Below are 13710 nucleotides of genomic sequence, written 5' to 3' on the forward strand. Positions count from 1 at the left end.
AATAACAAGCAGAAACCTTATATAAAACCATTTTTATGGAATATATAAGATTTCTGCTTGTTTTTCTTTTAAAATTAATTTGGGTTTATTGTTTTTTCCCTACAACGATATTGGTATAACTATTTAGCGTAAGGAAGTAATAGACAATATACATTAACGTGTAGATTCCTGTGGAAATAATTACGGGCATTGTTAAATCTAAAAGCAACATATGCGAAAGTCCAACTAGCGCAAAGCTACTATGCAAAATGCCGATTACTAGTGGAATTAAGAATACAACTAGTAACTGTTTAGCAAGTGTTTTCCGAATGTCTTTACGATTAAGTCCGATTTTTTGCAGAATATCAAAAGTACCAATATCATTATAAGCTTCTGTTAATTGTTTAAAGTAAATGATGCTTCCTGTCGCTGCTAGGAAGACGAAGCCAATGAACATTCCTATGAAAAGAAGTACGCCTGTAACAGTAATGATTTCTTGATAAGTAGCGTTATATGAAAGTAACATACTATCTTTTGGTGTGACTGCTTGCATTTTTTCATTTAATTCTTTGGCGTTTTTGGCATTTTTAATGGAAATGGATTCAAGATTAACAGGTTGAATATTTTTGTCTGCGGCGATTTTCTTTACTTGACTATCGGCTAAAACAAGTAGCCCAGGAACCGTTCCAAGTGGTGAGTCTTGCACGACAGATTTAATTTGAACTGTTGGGCTTCCTGGTGCGATTAAATGATATTTTTCTCCAATCATTTCTTCTTTGGAGCGATCATCATACATAAATGAAAGAACCATTTGAGCTTGGTTTTCTTTTAACTGTACAGCATTTTCGTTATTTCCTTGATTTTTAACAAGTGCATTATAATCAGATTCTGAAATAACAGGGAAACCTTCATTTACACTATATTCAATAAAATCGGGGTTTGTTTCTTTTGCTGGAACAATGTAGTACGTACTTTGTTGTTTGGACTCGATTGGATGGTCTGAATCACTACCAGCTGTTTGGATGATTTTTTTATTGATAGATGTATCTTTTGGAATAATATATTCAAAACTGGATGGAGCTGTCGTGCTGGCTGAACTATTTGCTTGATAGTAAATACTGCTAATTGTACCAATAACAGAAAGCGTTGTGGCACTAAGAATAGAAATAACAATCAATGTTTTAGCATTTGACGAAATTCGGAATGTTAATTGTGATGTGGAAATAATATTGCTTCCTTTATAAAAAAGTTTCTTATTATTTCGCAATTTTGTAAGTAGATAAGGCAGGAAGAATGTAATAAAAAGAGCTGTTCCTACAATAACTGAACCTAAAATAATTAGCGCACCAATTGGCAGTCCAAGTTTTATCCAGATGGATCCCTTTGCATCAAGTGGTTGCCCAGCGATTGTATAACCGAGCGCAATAAATAATAGTGAAAGTAATGCTAAAATGAACGATGGTTTGGGGCTTTTTTCGCGTTTTGCCTCAGAATGGAATAAATCTATTAATGTAGTGCGATAGATAATTCGGTAACCTGAGAAGGATGTAAACAAGGTGATGATTAGGAAGACGATACTAGTTTGAATGACAGCTCCCCACGAGAAAGCAAAACCACCGATGTTTTCAATATTAATTAGCTTCAGTAATATAGTAACAAAAATTTTGGAAAGCAGAGTACCTGCTAAAATACCAATTACTAGGGCGCCAAGACCCATTAAGAAATTTTCATAAAACAACATTCGACCTATTTCTTTTTTTCGTAAGCCAAGTAAGGAATAAAGTCCAATCTCTTTTTTGCGTTTTCTAGTGAAGAAATTATTGGAGTATAGAATGAAAATCGCTACAAAAATAAGCAAAATCACCGAAGAAGTGGAAAAAGCAGTGGATAATTTGGTCGATTTATCAATTCGTTCTACTACAGATGGATCTTTTGAGAGTACGAGAAAGGTAAAATAAATCATAATACTAAAAATCATCGAGGCAAAATATAAAAAGTAATGAACAAAATTATGGCGAATATTTTTTTTCGCTAAATCAAATAACGTCATCTGCGTCGCCTCCCAGTTTAGCAAGCACATCAAGAATTTTTTGGAAGAACTCCTTACGTGTTTTGCTTCCACGGTAGATTTCAGTATATAATTCGCCATCTTTAATAAATAAAATTCGTTTACAGAAACTTGCTGCAAAAGCATCATGGGTTACCATCATAATTGTTGCCTCATCTTGTTCGTTTAAATCCCGCAAACTTTCTAATAGGTTGCTAGCTGATTTTGAATCAAGTGCACCTGTTGGCTCATCGGCAAAAATCAGACTTGGGGAAGTAATGATTGCTCTGGATGCTGCAGTACGTTGTTTTTGACCTCCGGAGACTTCATTTGGATATTTATCAAGAATTTCTGTGATACCAAATTTTTCGCCAATAACAGCAAGTTTGGCATCAATTTCTTTTACAGGTCGTTTGGCAAGTGCAAGTGGTAAAATTATATTTTCACGAATAGTAAGTGTATCCAGTAAGTTGTAATCTTGAAAAATAAACCCTAATTTATTGCGGCGGAACATAGACATTTGCTGTTCATCCATATTTTCCAGTTCTTGCCCGGAAATCATAATCTCACCAGATGTAGGTTTATCAATCGTGGATAATACATTTAAAAGTGTGGATTTTCCGGCACCAGAAGGACCCATAATACCTGTGAATTCTCCTTTTTTAATATCAATACTGATGTTTTCAAGAGCAGTATAGACATTGCCTTTAATTCCATAAATTTTTCGAACATTTTTTGCTTGTAAAACTGTTTCCATTGTTTTCGCTCCTTAAATAAACTAAATTCTAATAAGTATATGTATTATTCTAACGTTAAAAATAGCTTGATTCCATCGTCTCAAATGACAATTATAATAATTATCCTTACAAAATTGTTAGTTTAGTGAAATAAAAAAACCGGAATTCCCGTAAACAAATCTGCGTTACAACATAGATTTGTTACTAGGAATTCCGGTTTCTACTTATTAAATGGTAAATAGTTTAGATAGTTCTTCTGAAGGTAATAGGTTTCCGATAAAGAATGAGCCAAATTCTGCATATCTAGCACTTGCTTCATCAAAACGCATTTCAGTAACAATGCGTTTAAATTCAAGTGCATCGTCAGAAAATAAAGTGACACCCCATTCGTAGTCATCAAAACCAATCGAGCCGCCAATGATTTGTTGTACTTTACCTGCATAGGTACGGCCAATCATCCCATGATCACGGATAAGTTTTTGACGTTCCTCCATTGGGAGCATATACCAGTTATCCGCACCGTCACGTTTTTTACTCATTGGATAAAAACAAATATGCTTTTTAGGCGGAAGAGCCGGATACAGTCTTGCACGAACACCTTTATTTTGGTAAGGATCTTCGCCACCTGCCATATGAGAAGCAAGATAATTACTTAATTCGACAACCGATATATACGAATAGGTTGGTAATAAATAATCCGCAATGGCTAGTTTATTGAACTGATTTTCGACTTCATTTAAAGACTCAAGGGAATCTCGTAAGGTGAAAAAGACAAGATCTGCTTTTTGACCTAGAATGCTATAAATCGTGTGTTCTCCTTCACCAATATTTTTGGTAATTTCCATATCACTTAAAAAATGACTTAATTCATTTAACATTAGTTCTTGGTTAGTTGGATTTAATTCACGCCAAGCCGCCCAATCTATCGAACGAAAATCATGAAGACAAAACCAACCATCTAATGTTTTTACTGCTTCATTCACTATGTATCACTCCTTGTTTATAATATCACTAACTAAAGTGTACCATATCAGACTATGTTCGTCTGTTTCGCTGTTTGTGAATCTAGATTTCAAATGGACGATATTTTTTACGCAAACTTTGTTGATTTTCTAAGCGAAGTTCAATGTCTATTCGGTGAAAGAGAATCATGTTGCCTTTTTTCGTATAGGGGAGAACATTACGTTTTGCTAGGGAAAGGAGCGCTTGTTTTGAAATACCTAAAAACGCTGCTGCTTCATTTGCGGTGAGGAAATTTTCTTCTAACCATTTAAAGTCAATTTGTTGTTGGCCCATACCTTTTCACCTCTTTCTTTTTAAGTTTAGAAAATATCTCGTGAAAATACAAGGGAAAACATTAACAATTGCCCAAAAACAAGCTATACTTTAACTAATGAAATTAAAAATTAGGAGGTAGAAATATGAATGAGGTTTTAAAGTTGCTTAGAAATCATCGCTCATTTCGTAAATATAAAAAGGACGTAACGATACCTGAGGAAAAGTTGGATGCAATTATCCGTGCAGCTCAAAGCGCTCCTTCTTGGATTAATGGACAGCACTATTCAATTATTGCAATAAAAGATCAAGCGCGCAAAAATAAAATGGCAGAACTTTGCGGTAATCAACCATACATAGCTGAATGTTCTGTGTTTCTATGCTTTGTAGCAGATTTTTATCGAGTGAAAATTGCTAGTGAGATGCATGGGAAAAGTTTCCAAATTTCTGGTGAGGAAGATTTGCTAATGGTTGCGGCAACAGATATTGGTCTAAGTATGCAAAATGCGCTAACTGCTGCTGAATCGCTTGACTATGGCACTATTTGTATTGGTGGCTTAAGAAGGAATATCACTGCAACTTCTGAATTCCTTCATTTACCCGAATTTGTTATGCCCGTAGTTGGACTTTGTATTGGTGTTCCAGATGTCGAAGCCCCAGTAAAACCAAGATTACCAAAAGAAGCTGTTTATTTTGAAGAAACATACCAAACGGATGTTATGCCATTACTAGAAGCCTATGATAAGGAAATCATTCCATTTTCAGAACGAGAAGGTTTTGTTTCTTTTACAGAGCGATTAGCGAAATTTTATGATAAACCATACTATCCAAATTTAACCGAACAAATCAAAGAAAGAGGCTTTTTGGGCGGAAAATAACTAGCATCTTCGCGGTTAATAGTATATACTTTTAGTTGACAAAAACCAGCAGAAAAAGCTGGAATGGAGGTAAGTTGATAATGACAGAAGCATTATTTTTAAACCCTGTTTTTCAAGACCGAATTTGGGGGGGAACAAAATTACACGATTACTTTGGTTATGATATTCCGTCCGATACAACTGGGGAAGACTGGGCGATTTCCGCTCATCCAAATGGACCTTCCGTAATTAAAAATGGAGAATTTAAAGGGAAAACACTAGCTGAATTGTGGCAAGAAAATCCGGCACTTTTTGGGAATCCAACAGAAGAAGTGTTTCCTCTACTAACTAAAATTTTAGATGCAAATACAGACCTTTCTGTACAAGTGCATCCGAATGATGAATATGCAAAAACGCACGAAAATGGTGAACTTGGCAAAACGGAATGTTGGTATATTATTGACTGCGCTCCTGGTGCGGAATTAATTTATGGGCATAAAGCTGCTAGTAAGGAAGAATTTGCTAGCTGGGCAAAAAATGGTGAATGGGATAAATTACTTCGCAAAGTAGCGATTAAACCGGGTGAATTTTATTATGTTCCTAGTGGTACGATTCATGCGCTTGGTACAGGGACATTAGTGCTTGAAACACAACAAAGCTCTGATACAACTTATCGTGTATATGATTATGATCGTAAAGATGCAGAAGGAAACTTACGAGAACTACACTTAGATAAAGCGATTGATGTAACAACAGCGCCACACGTTGATGCAAAACTAGATATTCATACAGAAACTCGTGGTGGTCTAACTGAAACTACATTTGTTTCCAATGATTTCTTTAGTGTTTATAAATGGGAAGTAGATGGCTTAGCTAAATATACAGCGAAAGCGGCATATACGCTAGTTAGTATTTTAGATGGGGAAGCTGTACTTACCATTGATGGAAATGAACAAGCTATTAAAAAAGGGGACCATTTCGTTTTACCAAATGAAGTGAAAAATTGGGAAATAACTGGCAAAATCACAGCGATTGTTTCTAATCCTCCTGTAAAATAAGGAAATGTGGGCTTTGCTGTTTCGGCAGCAAAGCTTTTTTTATAGAAAATAAAACGAAAAAAGCAACTTAGAGGTGAAAAAATGACTTGGAAAATCAAATTACTTATCGTAGCAGGCATAGTTATTATTTTGCTTATTATTGGCTGGTTTGCTGGAACACGTTTAACGATAAAACAATATGAAGTCACAACTACTAAAATCGACTCAGAAATAAAACTTGTGCAATTATCTGATTTGCATTTTAGCGAGTTTGGTGAGAATAATAGTAAGCTTGTTACAAAGGTAGCTGAATTAAAGCCAGATGTAATTTCGATTACTGGAGATCTTTTTGATAAGCAAGGAGATAGTGTTCCCAAGTCATTAGTAAAGCAATTAACCGAAATTGCCCCTGTGTATTTTTCGCCGGGAAATCATGAATATGATGTTAAGGATGCTTATGAAGATGACTACAAGCTTTTTTTGAAAGAAGCGGGTGTCATTAACCTAGAAGATAAAACCGCAACAATTGATGTAAATGGTCAAAAATTTCAAATGTCTGGTTTGCGTAGTAGTGCGAAGTTAACGTTCGATTATCCCTATTACGAAGAGGGATTAGCAGAGATTAAAAAGCAACAAGATCCTGCTTATTATCAAGTTTTGCTATCGCATATGCCGGATTATTTTGAGTTATATGTTGCAAATGATTTTGATTTAACCTTAAGTGGACATACGCATGGTGGAATTATTCGGATTCCTTACACTAATATAGGGGCTATTGCGCCAGGACCTCAACGCTTAATATTACCAAAATATGTTTACGGAGAACATACGAAAAATGGCAAGAAGATGATTATTTCCGCAGGGCTTGGAGCAGGAAGTTTTCATCAAAAGGCCTTTCCTAGGTTAGGAAATCCGTATGAAATAGTGGAAGTGATAATACGTCCTAAATAAAAGAAAGAGCCGAATGATTTCCATTCAGCTCTTTCTTTTATTTAAATATATGATCCAAGTTTGGATGTTCTTCAGTTTCGCAGTTACATGCTTTTTCCAATTCGCAACCGCCACACTTTCCTTCTTTACTACGCTTAATAAATTTAATAATTGCATAGATAGTATAACCAAAAATGGCGCCACCTAGTAGTAAATTAACGATAATACTCATCCTAAAGAGCCTCCTTAAACGAATAGACTTCCAATCTGATATACAAGAAAGACAATTACATATGCAGTGACAAGTGGATAGGCTACAGAAAAGGCTGTCCATTTCCACGAAGTTGTTTCTTTTCGAATAGCGGCAACGGTTGCTAAACAAGGAATATACAGTAGAATAAAGAGCATAAAACAGTAAGCGGAAAGTGGCGTATAAAAGGAACTAACCACACTTCCGAGAGAGCTTTCACCAACTGTATAGATGATTGCCATCGTTGAAACAACTACTTCTTTTGCAAGAAATCCTGGAATAAGAGTTGCACCAGCTTGCCAAGTTCCAAAACCAAGTGGAACAAGTAAAGGTGCAATTATACCACCGATAATAGCTAGGAAACTTTCACCCATTGGGACATCAAAGCCAGATGGTCCGGCATAATTAAGTAACCAAATAACGACGGAACCAGCAAAAATAAATGTTCCAGCTTTCCGTAAAAATCCTTTTCCTTTTTCCCATGTACTACGCCATAAAGTCTTAAGAGAAGGAAGACGATAAGGTGGAAGTTCAACAACAAAAACAGAATTATCTTTTTTAAGTAATGTTTTTGAAAGAATTTTAGTAACAATTAGGGCTATTAAAATACCGATAACATAAAGCGACAACACAACAAGTGCTTGATATTTCTCGAAAAATACGCCCACAAAAAGTGCATACACTGGAAGACGTGCGGAACAAGACATAAAAGGTGAAACGAGTATGGTTAGTGTTCGTTCCTTCGATTCTTCAATGGATCTTGCCGCCATAATTCCCGGAACATTACAGCCAAAACCGATAATCATTGGAATGAATGCTTTACCATTTAGACCGAAAAGCTCCATTATCCGGTCCATAACAACAGCTATTCGCGCCATATAACCAGAGTCTTCTAAAACTGATATAAAGAAGAAAATAACAAGAATTTGTGGTACAAAGACGAGAACTCCACCAACACCTGCGATAATTCCGTCTGTAATCAAATCGATTATAAAGCCAGATGCACCAATAGTTGTTAAAGCAGAAGTTACCCAGTCAGTGAACGTACCGCCAATAAAACCGTCCAGTAAATCTGATAGCGGAGCACCAACCCAAGTAAAGGTTATTTGAAAGATTAACCACATAATTCCTAAAAAAAGAGGAATTCCTAATAATTTATGGGTGAAGATTCTATCTAGCTTATCAGACAAAGGAGTGTCAGAATTGCGAGTATATTCAACTGCGGTTAAACAAATATCATGAATATAATTGGCACGAATTTGATGGAAATGATTTTCTATATTGCCATCAAGTGCTTTATCAAGTTCGTTTCGAATAGTAATGAGTTGTTCGAAATTAGGAGTCATTTCTAAAAATTCTTCGGTAACTTCATTTTTTGAAAGAAATTGTACTGCTAGCCAGCGTGATTGTTTAGGCGCGATAACCCCTTTTGTTAATTCCATAATGGTACTAATAGCTTTTTCTGCTAAATCTCCATATGGCAAAACAAGGGGAATTGCTGGAGCTACATGTTTTTCAGATAAAGTAGTAAGAATATCATCTGTACCTTTACCTGATCTAGCAACGACTGGTAAAATGGGAATTCGTAATTTTCTCGCAAGATTTTGGATGTTTAAATGGATACCGCGTCCTGTCGCAACATCAATCATATTAAGGCCCATGACAACAGGCGCGCCAAACTCAAGTAATTGAATGGTTAAATTTAAGTTTCGTTCAATTTGTGAGGAGTCAACAATATTTAACATACAATCAAATTTTTCTTCTAATAAATAACGGGTAACAACAGTTTCATCACGAGAAATAGGGTTTAAATCATAAATACCAGGCAAATCAATCAGTTTTCCGGTTTTTGAACGTAAAGTACCGACTTTCTTTTCAACCGTTACTCCGCTCCAGTTTCCAATATATTCATAGGAGCCAGTTAGTGCATTAAATAAAGAGGTTTTTCCTGTATTCGGGTTTCCAAGTAAACAATAGGTGTTTTGACTCATCTGCGTTCCACCATTATGGCACAAGCATCACATTGCCGAATACTAATATATTGTCCCTTTGTCTCAAATGTACATGGTCCGCCGAATAATCCTTTTTGTTTGATACAAATTTCACAACCCTCATCGCAACCAAGTGCAAGTAAGCGGCGTTTAAGCATGGAATTTTCTAGTTTAAACTCAGCAATGCGAACTTTATCACCGACGGCAGTTTCATTTAATTGCATAATCAAACAGGCCTCCTTTTAAATTATGTAATGAATATGATAATCATTATCAACTATGTTCATTTTATCACGAATATGTTTTAATATGAAGCTTTTTTTCGATTTAATTATGTAAGTGGCAAAAAAGTATGATATAACAGTAAAAAAATTCTTAAAAAGAGAGGGGAGTTTTTCTTAATATCATGCCTTTTTACGTCTGTATTGATACACGGAAATAAGTAGCAGTGCTGTTTTTAATTGGTTTTTGCCTATCAAGTTGATTGTTTTTATAGTAAAATGGTAACTATAACATTTTATATTAATGGAGGAAAATAACACATGAGCGATTTATTTACGACGATTAAAGGACAAGTTACTGGGAAAAATGTGCGAATTGTACTTCCAGAAGGTACGGATGAACGTATTGTTGGAGCTGCAGCACGTCTAAAAAAAGAAAATATTGTTACACCAATTTTACTTGGAAATAAAAGTGAAGTAGAAGCTGTAGCAAAAGAAATCGGTGTTTCTATTGAAGGGATTGCTATTCACGAACCTGCAACAGATCCACTTTTTGATGAATTAGTGGCTGCATTTGTGGAACGTCGTAAAGGTAAAGCAACAGAAGAAGCTGCTCGTAAAATGCTTGCAGATCCAAATTATTTTGGAACAATGCTAGTATACACAGGTAAAGCAGAAGGATTAGTAAGTGGTGCAGCTCATTCAACGGGCGATACAGTTCGTCCAGCGCTGCAAATTATTAAAACAAAACCAGGCGTAAGTAAAGTGGCTGGAGCAATGATTATGGTTCGTGGAGAAGAGCGCTATTTATTCAGTGATGTAGCAATCAATATCGCACCAGTTGCAGCAGACTTGGCTGAAAATGCAATTGTTAGTGCAGAAACAGCGGCAATTTTTGGCATTGACCCGCGTGTTGCTATGTTAAGTTTCTCAACTAAAGGTTCCGCTAAATCTGATGAAACAGAAAAAGTAATAGAAGCAACGGCACTTGCAAAAGAAAAAGCACCAGCGTTAACACTTGATGGTGAATTCCAATTTGATGCAGCTTTTGTTCCAACTGTTGCAGAGAAAAAAGCACCTGGCTCCGTAATTAAAGGTGATGCAAATGTATTTATTTTCCCAAGCTTAGAAGCAGGAAATATTGGTTATAAAATTGCTCAACGTTTAGGAAACTTTGAAGCTGTTGGTCCTATTTTACAAGGCTTAAACGCACCTGTTAATGACTTATCTCGTGGTTGTAATACAGATGATGTTTATAACTTAACATTAATTACAGCAGCACAAGCAGTTAATAAATAATTAGCAAAAAGCAGTAGATTCGCTTAAATCTACTGCTTTTTTTTATACAATTTTTTCTAAAAAGTACCGCATCCAGCGATTATCATCCGTTAATTCAGGGTGGAAAGCTGTTACAAGAATATTAGCTTGTCTAGCTGCAACGATTTTTTCATCCACTGTTGCTAATATAGTTACATCACTAGTTGCAGATACTAAGTAGGGGGCACGAATGAAGATAGCTTCAAAGGGAGTAGGCCCAAAAACATCTACAGATAAATCCGCTTCAAAACTTTCTTTTTGACGACCAAAACCATTTCGAACCGATACTGCATCCAGTAGACCTAAACTTTCTTCACCACTTTGCGTTTCCTTAGATAAGAGAACAAGTCCAGCACAAGTGCCAAAAATAGCTTTCCCTTCTTTAGCGAATGCTTGAATAGGCTCCATTAAATGATAATGCTTCATTATTTTGCGCATCGTTGTACTCTCTCCGCCAGGCAAAATAAGTCCATCTAGTCCAGCTAAATCATCTGCATGCTTTACTTTTTTTGCAAGAGCACCAGCGGATTCAATCATCCGAACATGTTCATCCACCGCTCCTTGAATTGCAAGAACACCAATTGTTTTCATCTTAAAAACTCCGATCTTGCATGCGATCTTCTGGATTTAGGCGGGATATTTCGATTCCTTTCATCGGAGAGCCTAGTTCTTTGGAAAGTTTTCCGATTAATTCATAGTCAGTATAATAAGTAGTTGCTTGGACAATAGCGTTAGCAAATTTAGCTGGATTATCTGATTTGAAAATTCCTGAACCGACAAATACGCCATCTGCTCCGAGTTCCATCATTAAAGCAGCATCAGCCGGAGTAGCGATTCCACCAGCAGCAAAATTAACAACAGGCAGCTTACCAAGTGTTTTAATTTCTTTAATTAGTTCATAAGGCGCACCAAAATTTTTCGCAGCAACCATTAACTCATCATCTGTCATGCCTGCAATTTGGCGGATTTGGCCATTGACTTGACGCATATGACGTACAGCTTCTACGATATTACCTGTTCCGGGTTCTCCTTTAGTACGAAGCATGGCAGCACCTTCTCCAATTCGACGTAATGCTTCACCAATATCACGACAGCCACAAACGAATGGAACAGTGAAATCAGATTTTAATAAATGAAATTCGTCATCAGCAGGAGTTAATACTTCACTTTCATCAATATAATCAACACCCATTGCTTCTAAAACGCGTGCTTCTGTGATATGGCCAATACGTGCTTTTGCCATAACAGGAATTGAAACAGCATTCATAACTTCTTCAACAATACGAGGGTCAGCCATACGAGCTACTCCACCAGCTGCGCGAATATCAGAAGGAACACGTTCAAGTGCCATAACAGCAACTGCACCAGCATCTTCGGCAATTTTTGCTTGTTCTGCATTTACTACATCCATAATGACGCCGCCTTTTTGCATTTGCGCCATTCCGCGTTTTACTCTGTCAGTACCAACTTTTTTTTCCATATTCATAACCTCCATCAACTTAATTGAAATTACCTGATTATTATGATAAGATAAAACCCATTTCGTACAAACGGCCAATTGGATGTTTATTTCTCCATCCAATTTAAAATAGGGGGAAAGTGCATGTGGCAGCTAAATTCAGCTTCTAAGTTACCGATTTATTTGCAGATTGTTGATTTAATTGAAACGAAAATCATGAATGGTGAACTTTTGCCAGAAGAAAAATTACCACCTGAAAGAAAACTTGCTTCAATGTTTGGGGTAAATCGCTCTACAGTTGTGCGTGCATTAGATGAATTAACTGCACGTGCAGTCATCGTTAGAAAACAAGGAAGCGGTACGATTGTAAATGCGGAAAAATGGGGGCTTTTTGCAGGACAGTCGACGAATTGGCGCCACTATTTAACGCAAGGAGGCTTTACGCCAACCGTACCTTATATGCGCCAAATTGGAATAATGGAAAAAAACCACTCAGATAAGATGCTTGATGCAGCAACCGGGGAACTTCCACTTGAAATGACGCCAAAATTAAAAACACCAAGCCTCTCATGGCAGTCATTTATTGCGGAAGAACAGTTAGAGGATGCGGCAGGTTATCAACCACTTCGAGAGACAATTGAAAAACAAATGAAGGAAGCGTATGGTTTAAATGTTAGACCAGAACAAATTTTGATAACGTCTGGAGCCCAGCAAGCATTATTTCTAATTACACAATGCTTATTAAAACCTGGAGATGCTGTTGCAATAGAATCCCCTTCATACTTTTACTCTTTATCATTATTTCAATCTGCCGGTCTAAGGATTTTCGCTTTACCAATGGATTCAGAAGGGATAATTATTTCGGAATTAAAAGATTTATATCATAAACATCGGGTGAAAATGGTGTTTATCAACCCAACTTTCCAAAATCCAACAGGGCTAGTAATGAGCCTGCAAAGAAGAAAGGAACTCGTGCAAGTTTGTGCTCATCTGCAAATCCCAATTGTGGAAGATGATCCTTTTTCGGAGCTTGCTGCATTAGATGAAAATATCCCAGTTCCACTTAAACAATTGGATATGGAAAATGTTTTATATATTGGTTCACTTTCAAAAATCATGGGTTCGACAACGCGGATTGGTTGGTTAATCGGTCCGGCTGCTGTTATTGAACGACTAGCGCTTGCTAGAAATGAAATGGATTTTGGATTAAGTATTTTTCCACAAGTTTTAGCAAATGCTGTTTTAAATACAGCTGAATATGATGTGCATTTAAAGCAGTTGCAGCAAATTTTATTAGAGCGTAGGGACTATTTGATCAACGCTTTAGAAACAGTTTTGCCTAATGAACTAAGCTATCTGAAACCGGCGGGAGGTTTTCATTTATGGGTGCATTTGCCAGTAGCGTTTCGCTCAATTCGTGACTTCGATATTTTCGCGAAAAATAATTTACTCATTATGCCAGGATTTTTATTTGGTATAAAAGAAACCATTATCCGTATTACCTTTGCTAGATTAGGTGAAAAAGAGGCTAACAAGGTAGCGGAAATTATAAAAAAAATAGTGATAGAAAATAAATTATCTCATCAATAAAAAGTGTGCTAAAGCTGATT

14 protein-coding genes are annotated in these 13710 nt (G+C 36.3%); 5 read left to right on the plus strand and 9 right to left on the minus strand.

The annotated features are described in order from the left end of the window. Positions 1-85: 85 nt before the first annotated feature. From HCJ45_RS07500 to HCJ45_RS07515, 4 genes are all read right to left on the minus strand, one after another. Complete coding sequence (locus HCJ45_RS07500) at positions 86-2029, minus strand: ABC transporter permease (protein ID WP_187124389.1); 1944 nt, start codon at positions 2027-2029, stop codon at positions 86-88. Beyond that, positions 2016-2783 (minus strand): ABC transporter ATP-binding protein, encoded by a 768-nt coding sequence (locus HCJ45_RS07505; protein WP_185381373.1) that lies wholly within the window; start codon positions 2781-2783, stop codon positions 2016-2018. The genes HCJ45_RS07500 and HCJ45_RS07505 overlap by 14 nt, the downstream gene beginning before the upstream one ends. Before the next feature lie 207 nt (positions 2784-2990). Continuing rightward, positions 2991-3746 carry a hydrogen peroxide-dependent heme synthase gene (hemQ, locus tag HCJ45_RS07510; RefSeq protein ID WP_187124390.1) on the minus strand — a complete coding sequence of 252 codons (756 nt, stop codon included), beginning with the start codon at positions 3744-3746 and terminating at the stop codon, positions 2991-2993. An 82-nt stretch (positions 3747-3828) separates the two neighbouring features. Continuing rightward, positions 3829-4059: a helix-turn-helix domain-containing protein gene (locus HCJ45_RS07515; protein ID WP_187124391.1), complete on the minus strand. Its 231-nt coding sequence runs from the start codon at positions 4057-4059 to the stop codon at positions 3829-3831. A 125-nt stretch (positions 4060-4184) separates the two neighbouring features. Between HCJ45_RS07515 and HCJ45_RS07520 the strand changes: the two genes are divergently transcribed. From HCJ45_RS07520 to HCJ45_RS07530, 3 genes are all read left to right on the plus strand, one after another. Next, positions 4185-4916 carry an NADPH-dependent oxidoreductase gene (locus HCJ45_RS07520; RefSeq protein WP_187124392.1) on the plus strand — a complete coding sequence of 244 codons (732 nt, stop codon included), beginning with the start codon at positions 4185-4187 and terminating at the stop codon, positions 4914-4916. A gap of 80 nt (positions 4917-4996) precedes the next feature. Further along, positions 4997-5953, plus strand: coding sequence for a mannose-6-phosphate isomerase, class I (manA, locus tag HCJ45_RS07525; protein WP_187124393.1), 957 nt, complete (start codon positions 4997-4999; stop codon positions 5951-5953). 81 nt (positions 5954-6034) lie between these two features. After that, positions 6035-6883 (plus strand): metallophosphoesterase, encoded by an 849-nt coding sequence (locus HCJ45_RS07530; RefSeq protein ID WP_187124394.1) that lies wholly within the window; start codon positions 6035-6037, stop codon positions 6881-6883. 37 nt (positions 6884-6920) lie between these two features. Here HCJ45_RS07530 and HCJ45_RS07535 read toward each other — a convergent pair whose 3' ends face one another. From HCJ45_RS07535 to HCJ45_RS07545, 3 genes are read right to left on the minus strand one after another with little or no spacing between them, the layout of a single operon-like run. Then, positions 6921-7094 carry a FeoB-associated Cys-rich membrane protein gene (locus HCJ45_RS07535; protein ID WP_187124395.1) on the minus strand — a complete coding sequence of 58 codons (174 nt, stop codon included), beginning with the start codon at positions 7092-7094 and terminating at the stop codon, positions 6921-6923. 14 nt (positions 7095-7108) lie between these two features. Next, entirely contained in the window at positions 7109-9103 is a 1995-nt protein-coding gene (gene feoB / locus HCJ45_RS07540; RefSeq protein ID WP_187124396.1) for a ferrous iron transport protein B, read from the minus strand. After that, complete coding sequence (locus tag HCJ45_RS07545; protein ID WP_185346105.1) at positions 9100-9327, minus strand: FeoA family protein; 228 nt, start codon at positions 9325-9327, stop codon at positions 9100-9102. The genes feoB and HCJ45_RS07545 overlap by 4 nt, the downstream gene beginning before the upstream one ends. A gap of 318 nt (positions 9328-9645) precedes the next feature. Between HCJ45_RS07545 and pta the strand changes: the two genes are divergently transcribed. Next, positions 9646-10623: a phosphate acetyltransferase gene (gene pta / locus HCJ45_RS07550; protein WP_187124397.1), complete on the plus strand. Its 978-nt coding sequence runs from the start codon at positions 9646-9648 to the stop codon at positions 10621-10623. 42 nt (positions 10624-10665) lie between these two features. Here pta and pdxT read toward each other — a convergent pair whose 3' ends face one another. Then, the gene (gene pdxT, locus HCJ45_RS07555) at positions 10666-11232 is read right to left on the minus strand and encodes a pyridoxal 5'-phosphate synthase glutaminase subunit PdxT (protein ID WP_185346109.1); all 567 of its coding nucleotides are present in this window, start codon (positions 11230-11232) and stop codon (positions 10666-10668) included. Between the two features lies 1 nt (position 11233). Continuing rightward, positions 11234-12121 carry a pyridoxal 5'-phosphate synthase lyase subunit PdxS gene (gene pdxS, locus HCJ45_RS07560; protein WP_185346111.1) on the minus strand — a complete coding sequence of 296 codons (888 nt, stop codon included), beginning with the start codon at positions 12119-12121 and terminating at the stop codon, positions 11234-11236. Positions 12122-12244: 123 nt separating this feature from the next. On the opposite strand from pdxS, the gene HCJ45_RS07565 reads away from it, so the two are divergent. Then, positions 12245-13690, plus strand: coding sequence for an aminotransferase-like domain-containing protein (locus tag HCJ45_RS07565; protein WP_187124398.1), 1446 nt, complete (start codon positions 12245-12247; stop codon positions 13688-13690). The last annotated feature ends 20 nt before the right edge of the window (positions 13691-13710 follow it).

The organism is Listeria immobilis (assembly GCF_014322845.1).
In the GTDB taxonomy this organism is placed as follows: Bacteria; Bacillota; Bacilli; order Lactobacillales; family Listeriaceae; genus Listeria; species Listeria immobilis.

Excerpts from the sequence above, each read along its gene's own strand:
- HCJ45_RS07500 (WP_187124389.1), bottom strand. The coding sequence starts at position 2,029 with ATGACGTTATTTGATTTAGCGAAAAAAAATATTCGCCATAATTTTGTT.
- HCJ45_RS07505 (WP_185381373.1), bottom strand. The coding sequence starts at position 2,783 with ATGGAAACAGTTTTACAAGCAAAAAATGTTCGAAAAATTTATGGAATT.
- HCJ45_RS07515 (WP_187124391.1), bottom strand. The coding sequence starts at position 4,059 with ATGGGCCAACAACAAATTGACTTTAAATGGTTAGAAGAAAATTTCCTC.
- HCJ45_RS07520 (WP_187124392.1), top strand. The coding sequence starts at position 4,185 with ATGAATGAGGTTTTAAAGTTGCTTAGAAATCATCGCTCATTTCGTAAA.
- manA (WP_187124393.1), top strand. The coding sequence starts at position 4,997 with ATGACAGAAGCATTATTTTTAAACCCTGTTTTTCAAGACCGAATTTGG.
- HCJ45_RS07530 (WP_187124394.1), top strand. The coding sequence starts at position 6,035 with ATGACTTGGAAAATCAAATTACTTATCGTAGCAGGCATAGTTATTATT.
- HCJ45_RS07535 (WP_187124395.1), bottom strand. The coding sequence starts at position 7,094 with ATGAGTATTATCGTTAATTTACTACTAGGTGGCGCCATTTTTGGTTAT.
- feoB (WP_187124396.1), bottom strand. The coding sequence starts at position 9,103 with ATGAGTCAAAACACCTATTGTTTACTTGGAAACCCGAATACAGGAAAA.
- HCJ45_RS07545 (WP_185346105.1), bottom strand. The coding sequence starts at position 9,327 with ATGCAATTAAATGAAACTGCCGTCGGTGATAAAGTTCGCATTGCTGAG.
- pta (WP_187124397.1), top strand. The coding sequence starts at position 9,646 with ATGAGCGATTTATTTACGACGATTAAAGGACAAGTTACTGGGAAAAAT.
- pdxT (WP_185346109.1), bottom strand. The coding sequence starts at position 11,232 with ATGAAAACAATTGGTGTTCTTGCAATTCAAGGAGCGGTGGATGAACAT.
- pdxS (WP_185346111.1), bottom strand. The coding sequence starts at position 12,121 with ATGGAAAAAAAAGTTGGTACTGACAGAGTAAAACGCGGAATGGCGCAA.
- HCJ45_RS07565 (WP_187124398.1), top strand. The coding sequence starts at position 12,245 with ATGTGGCAGCTAAATTCAGCTTCTAAGTTACCGATTTATTTGCAGATT.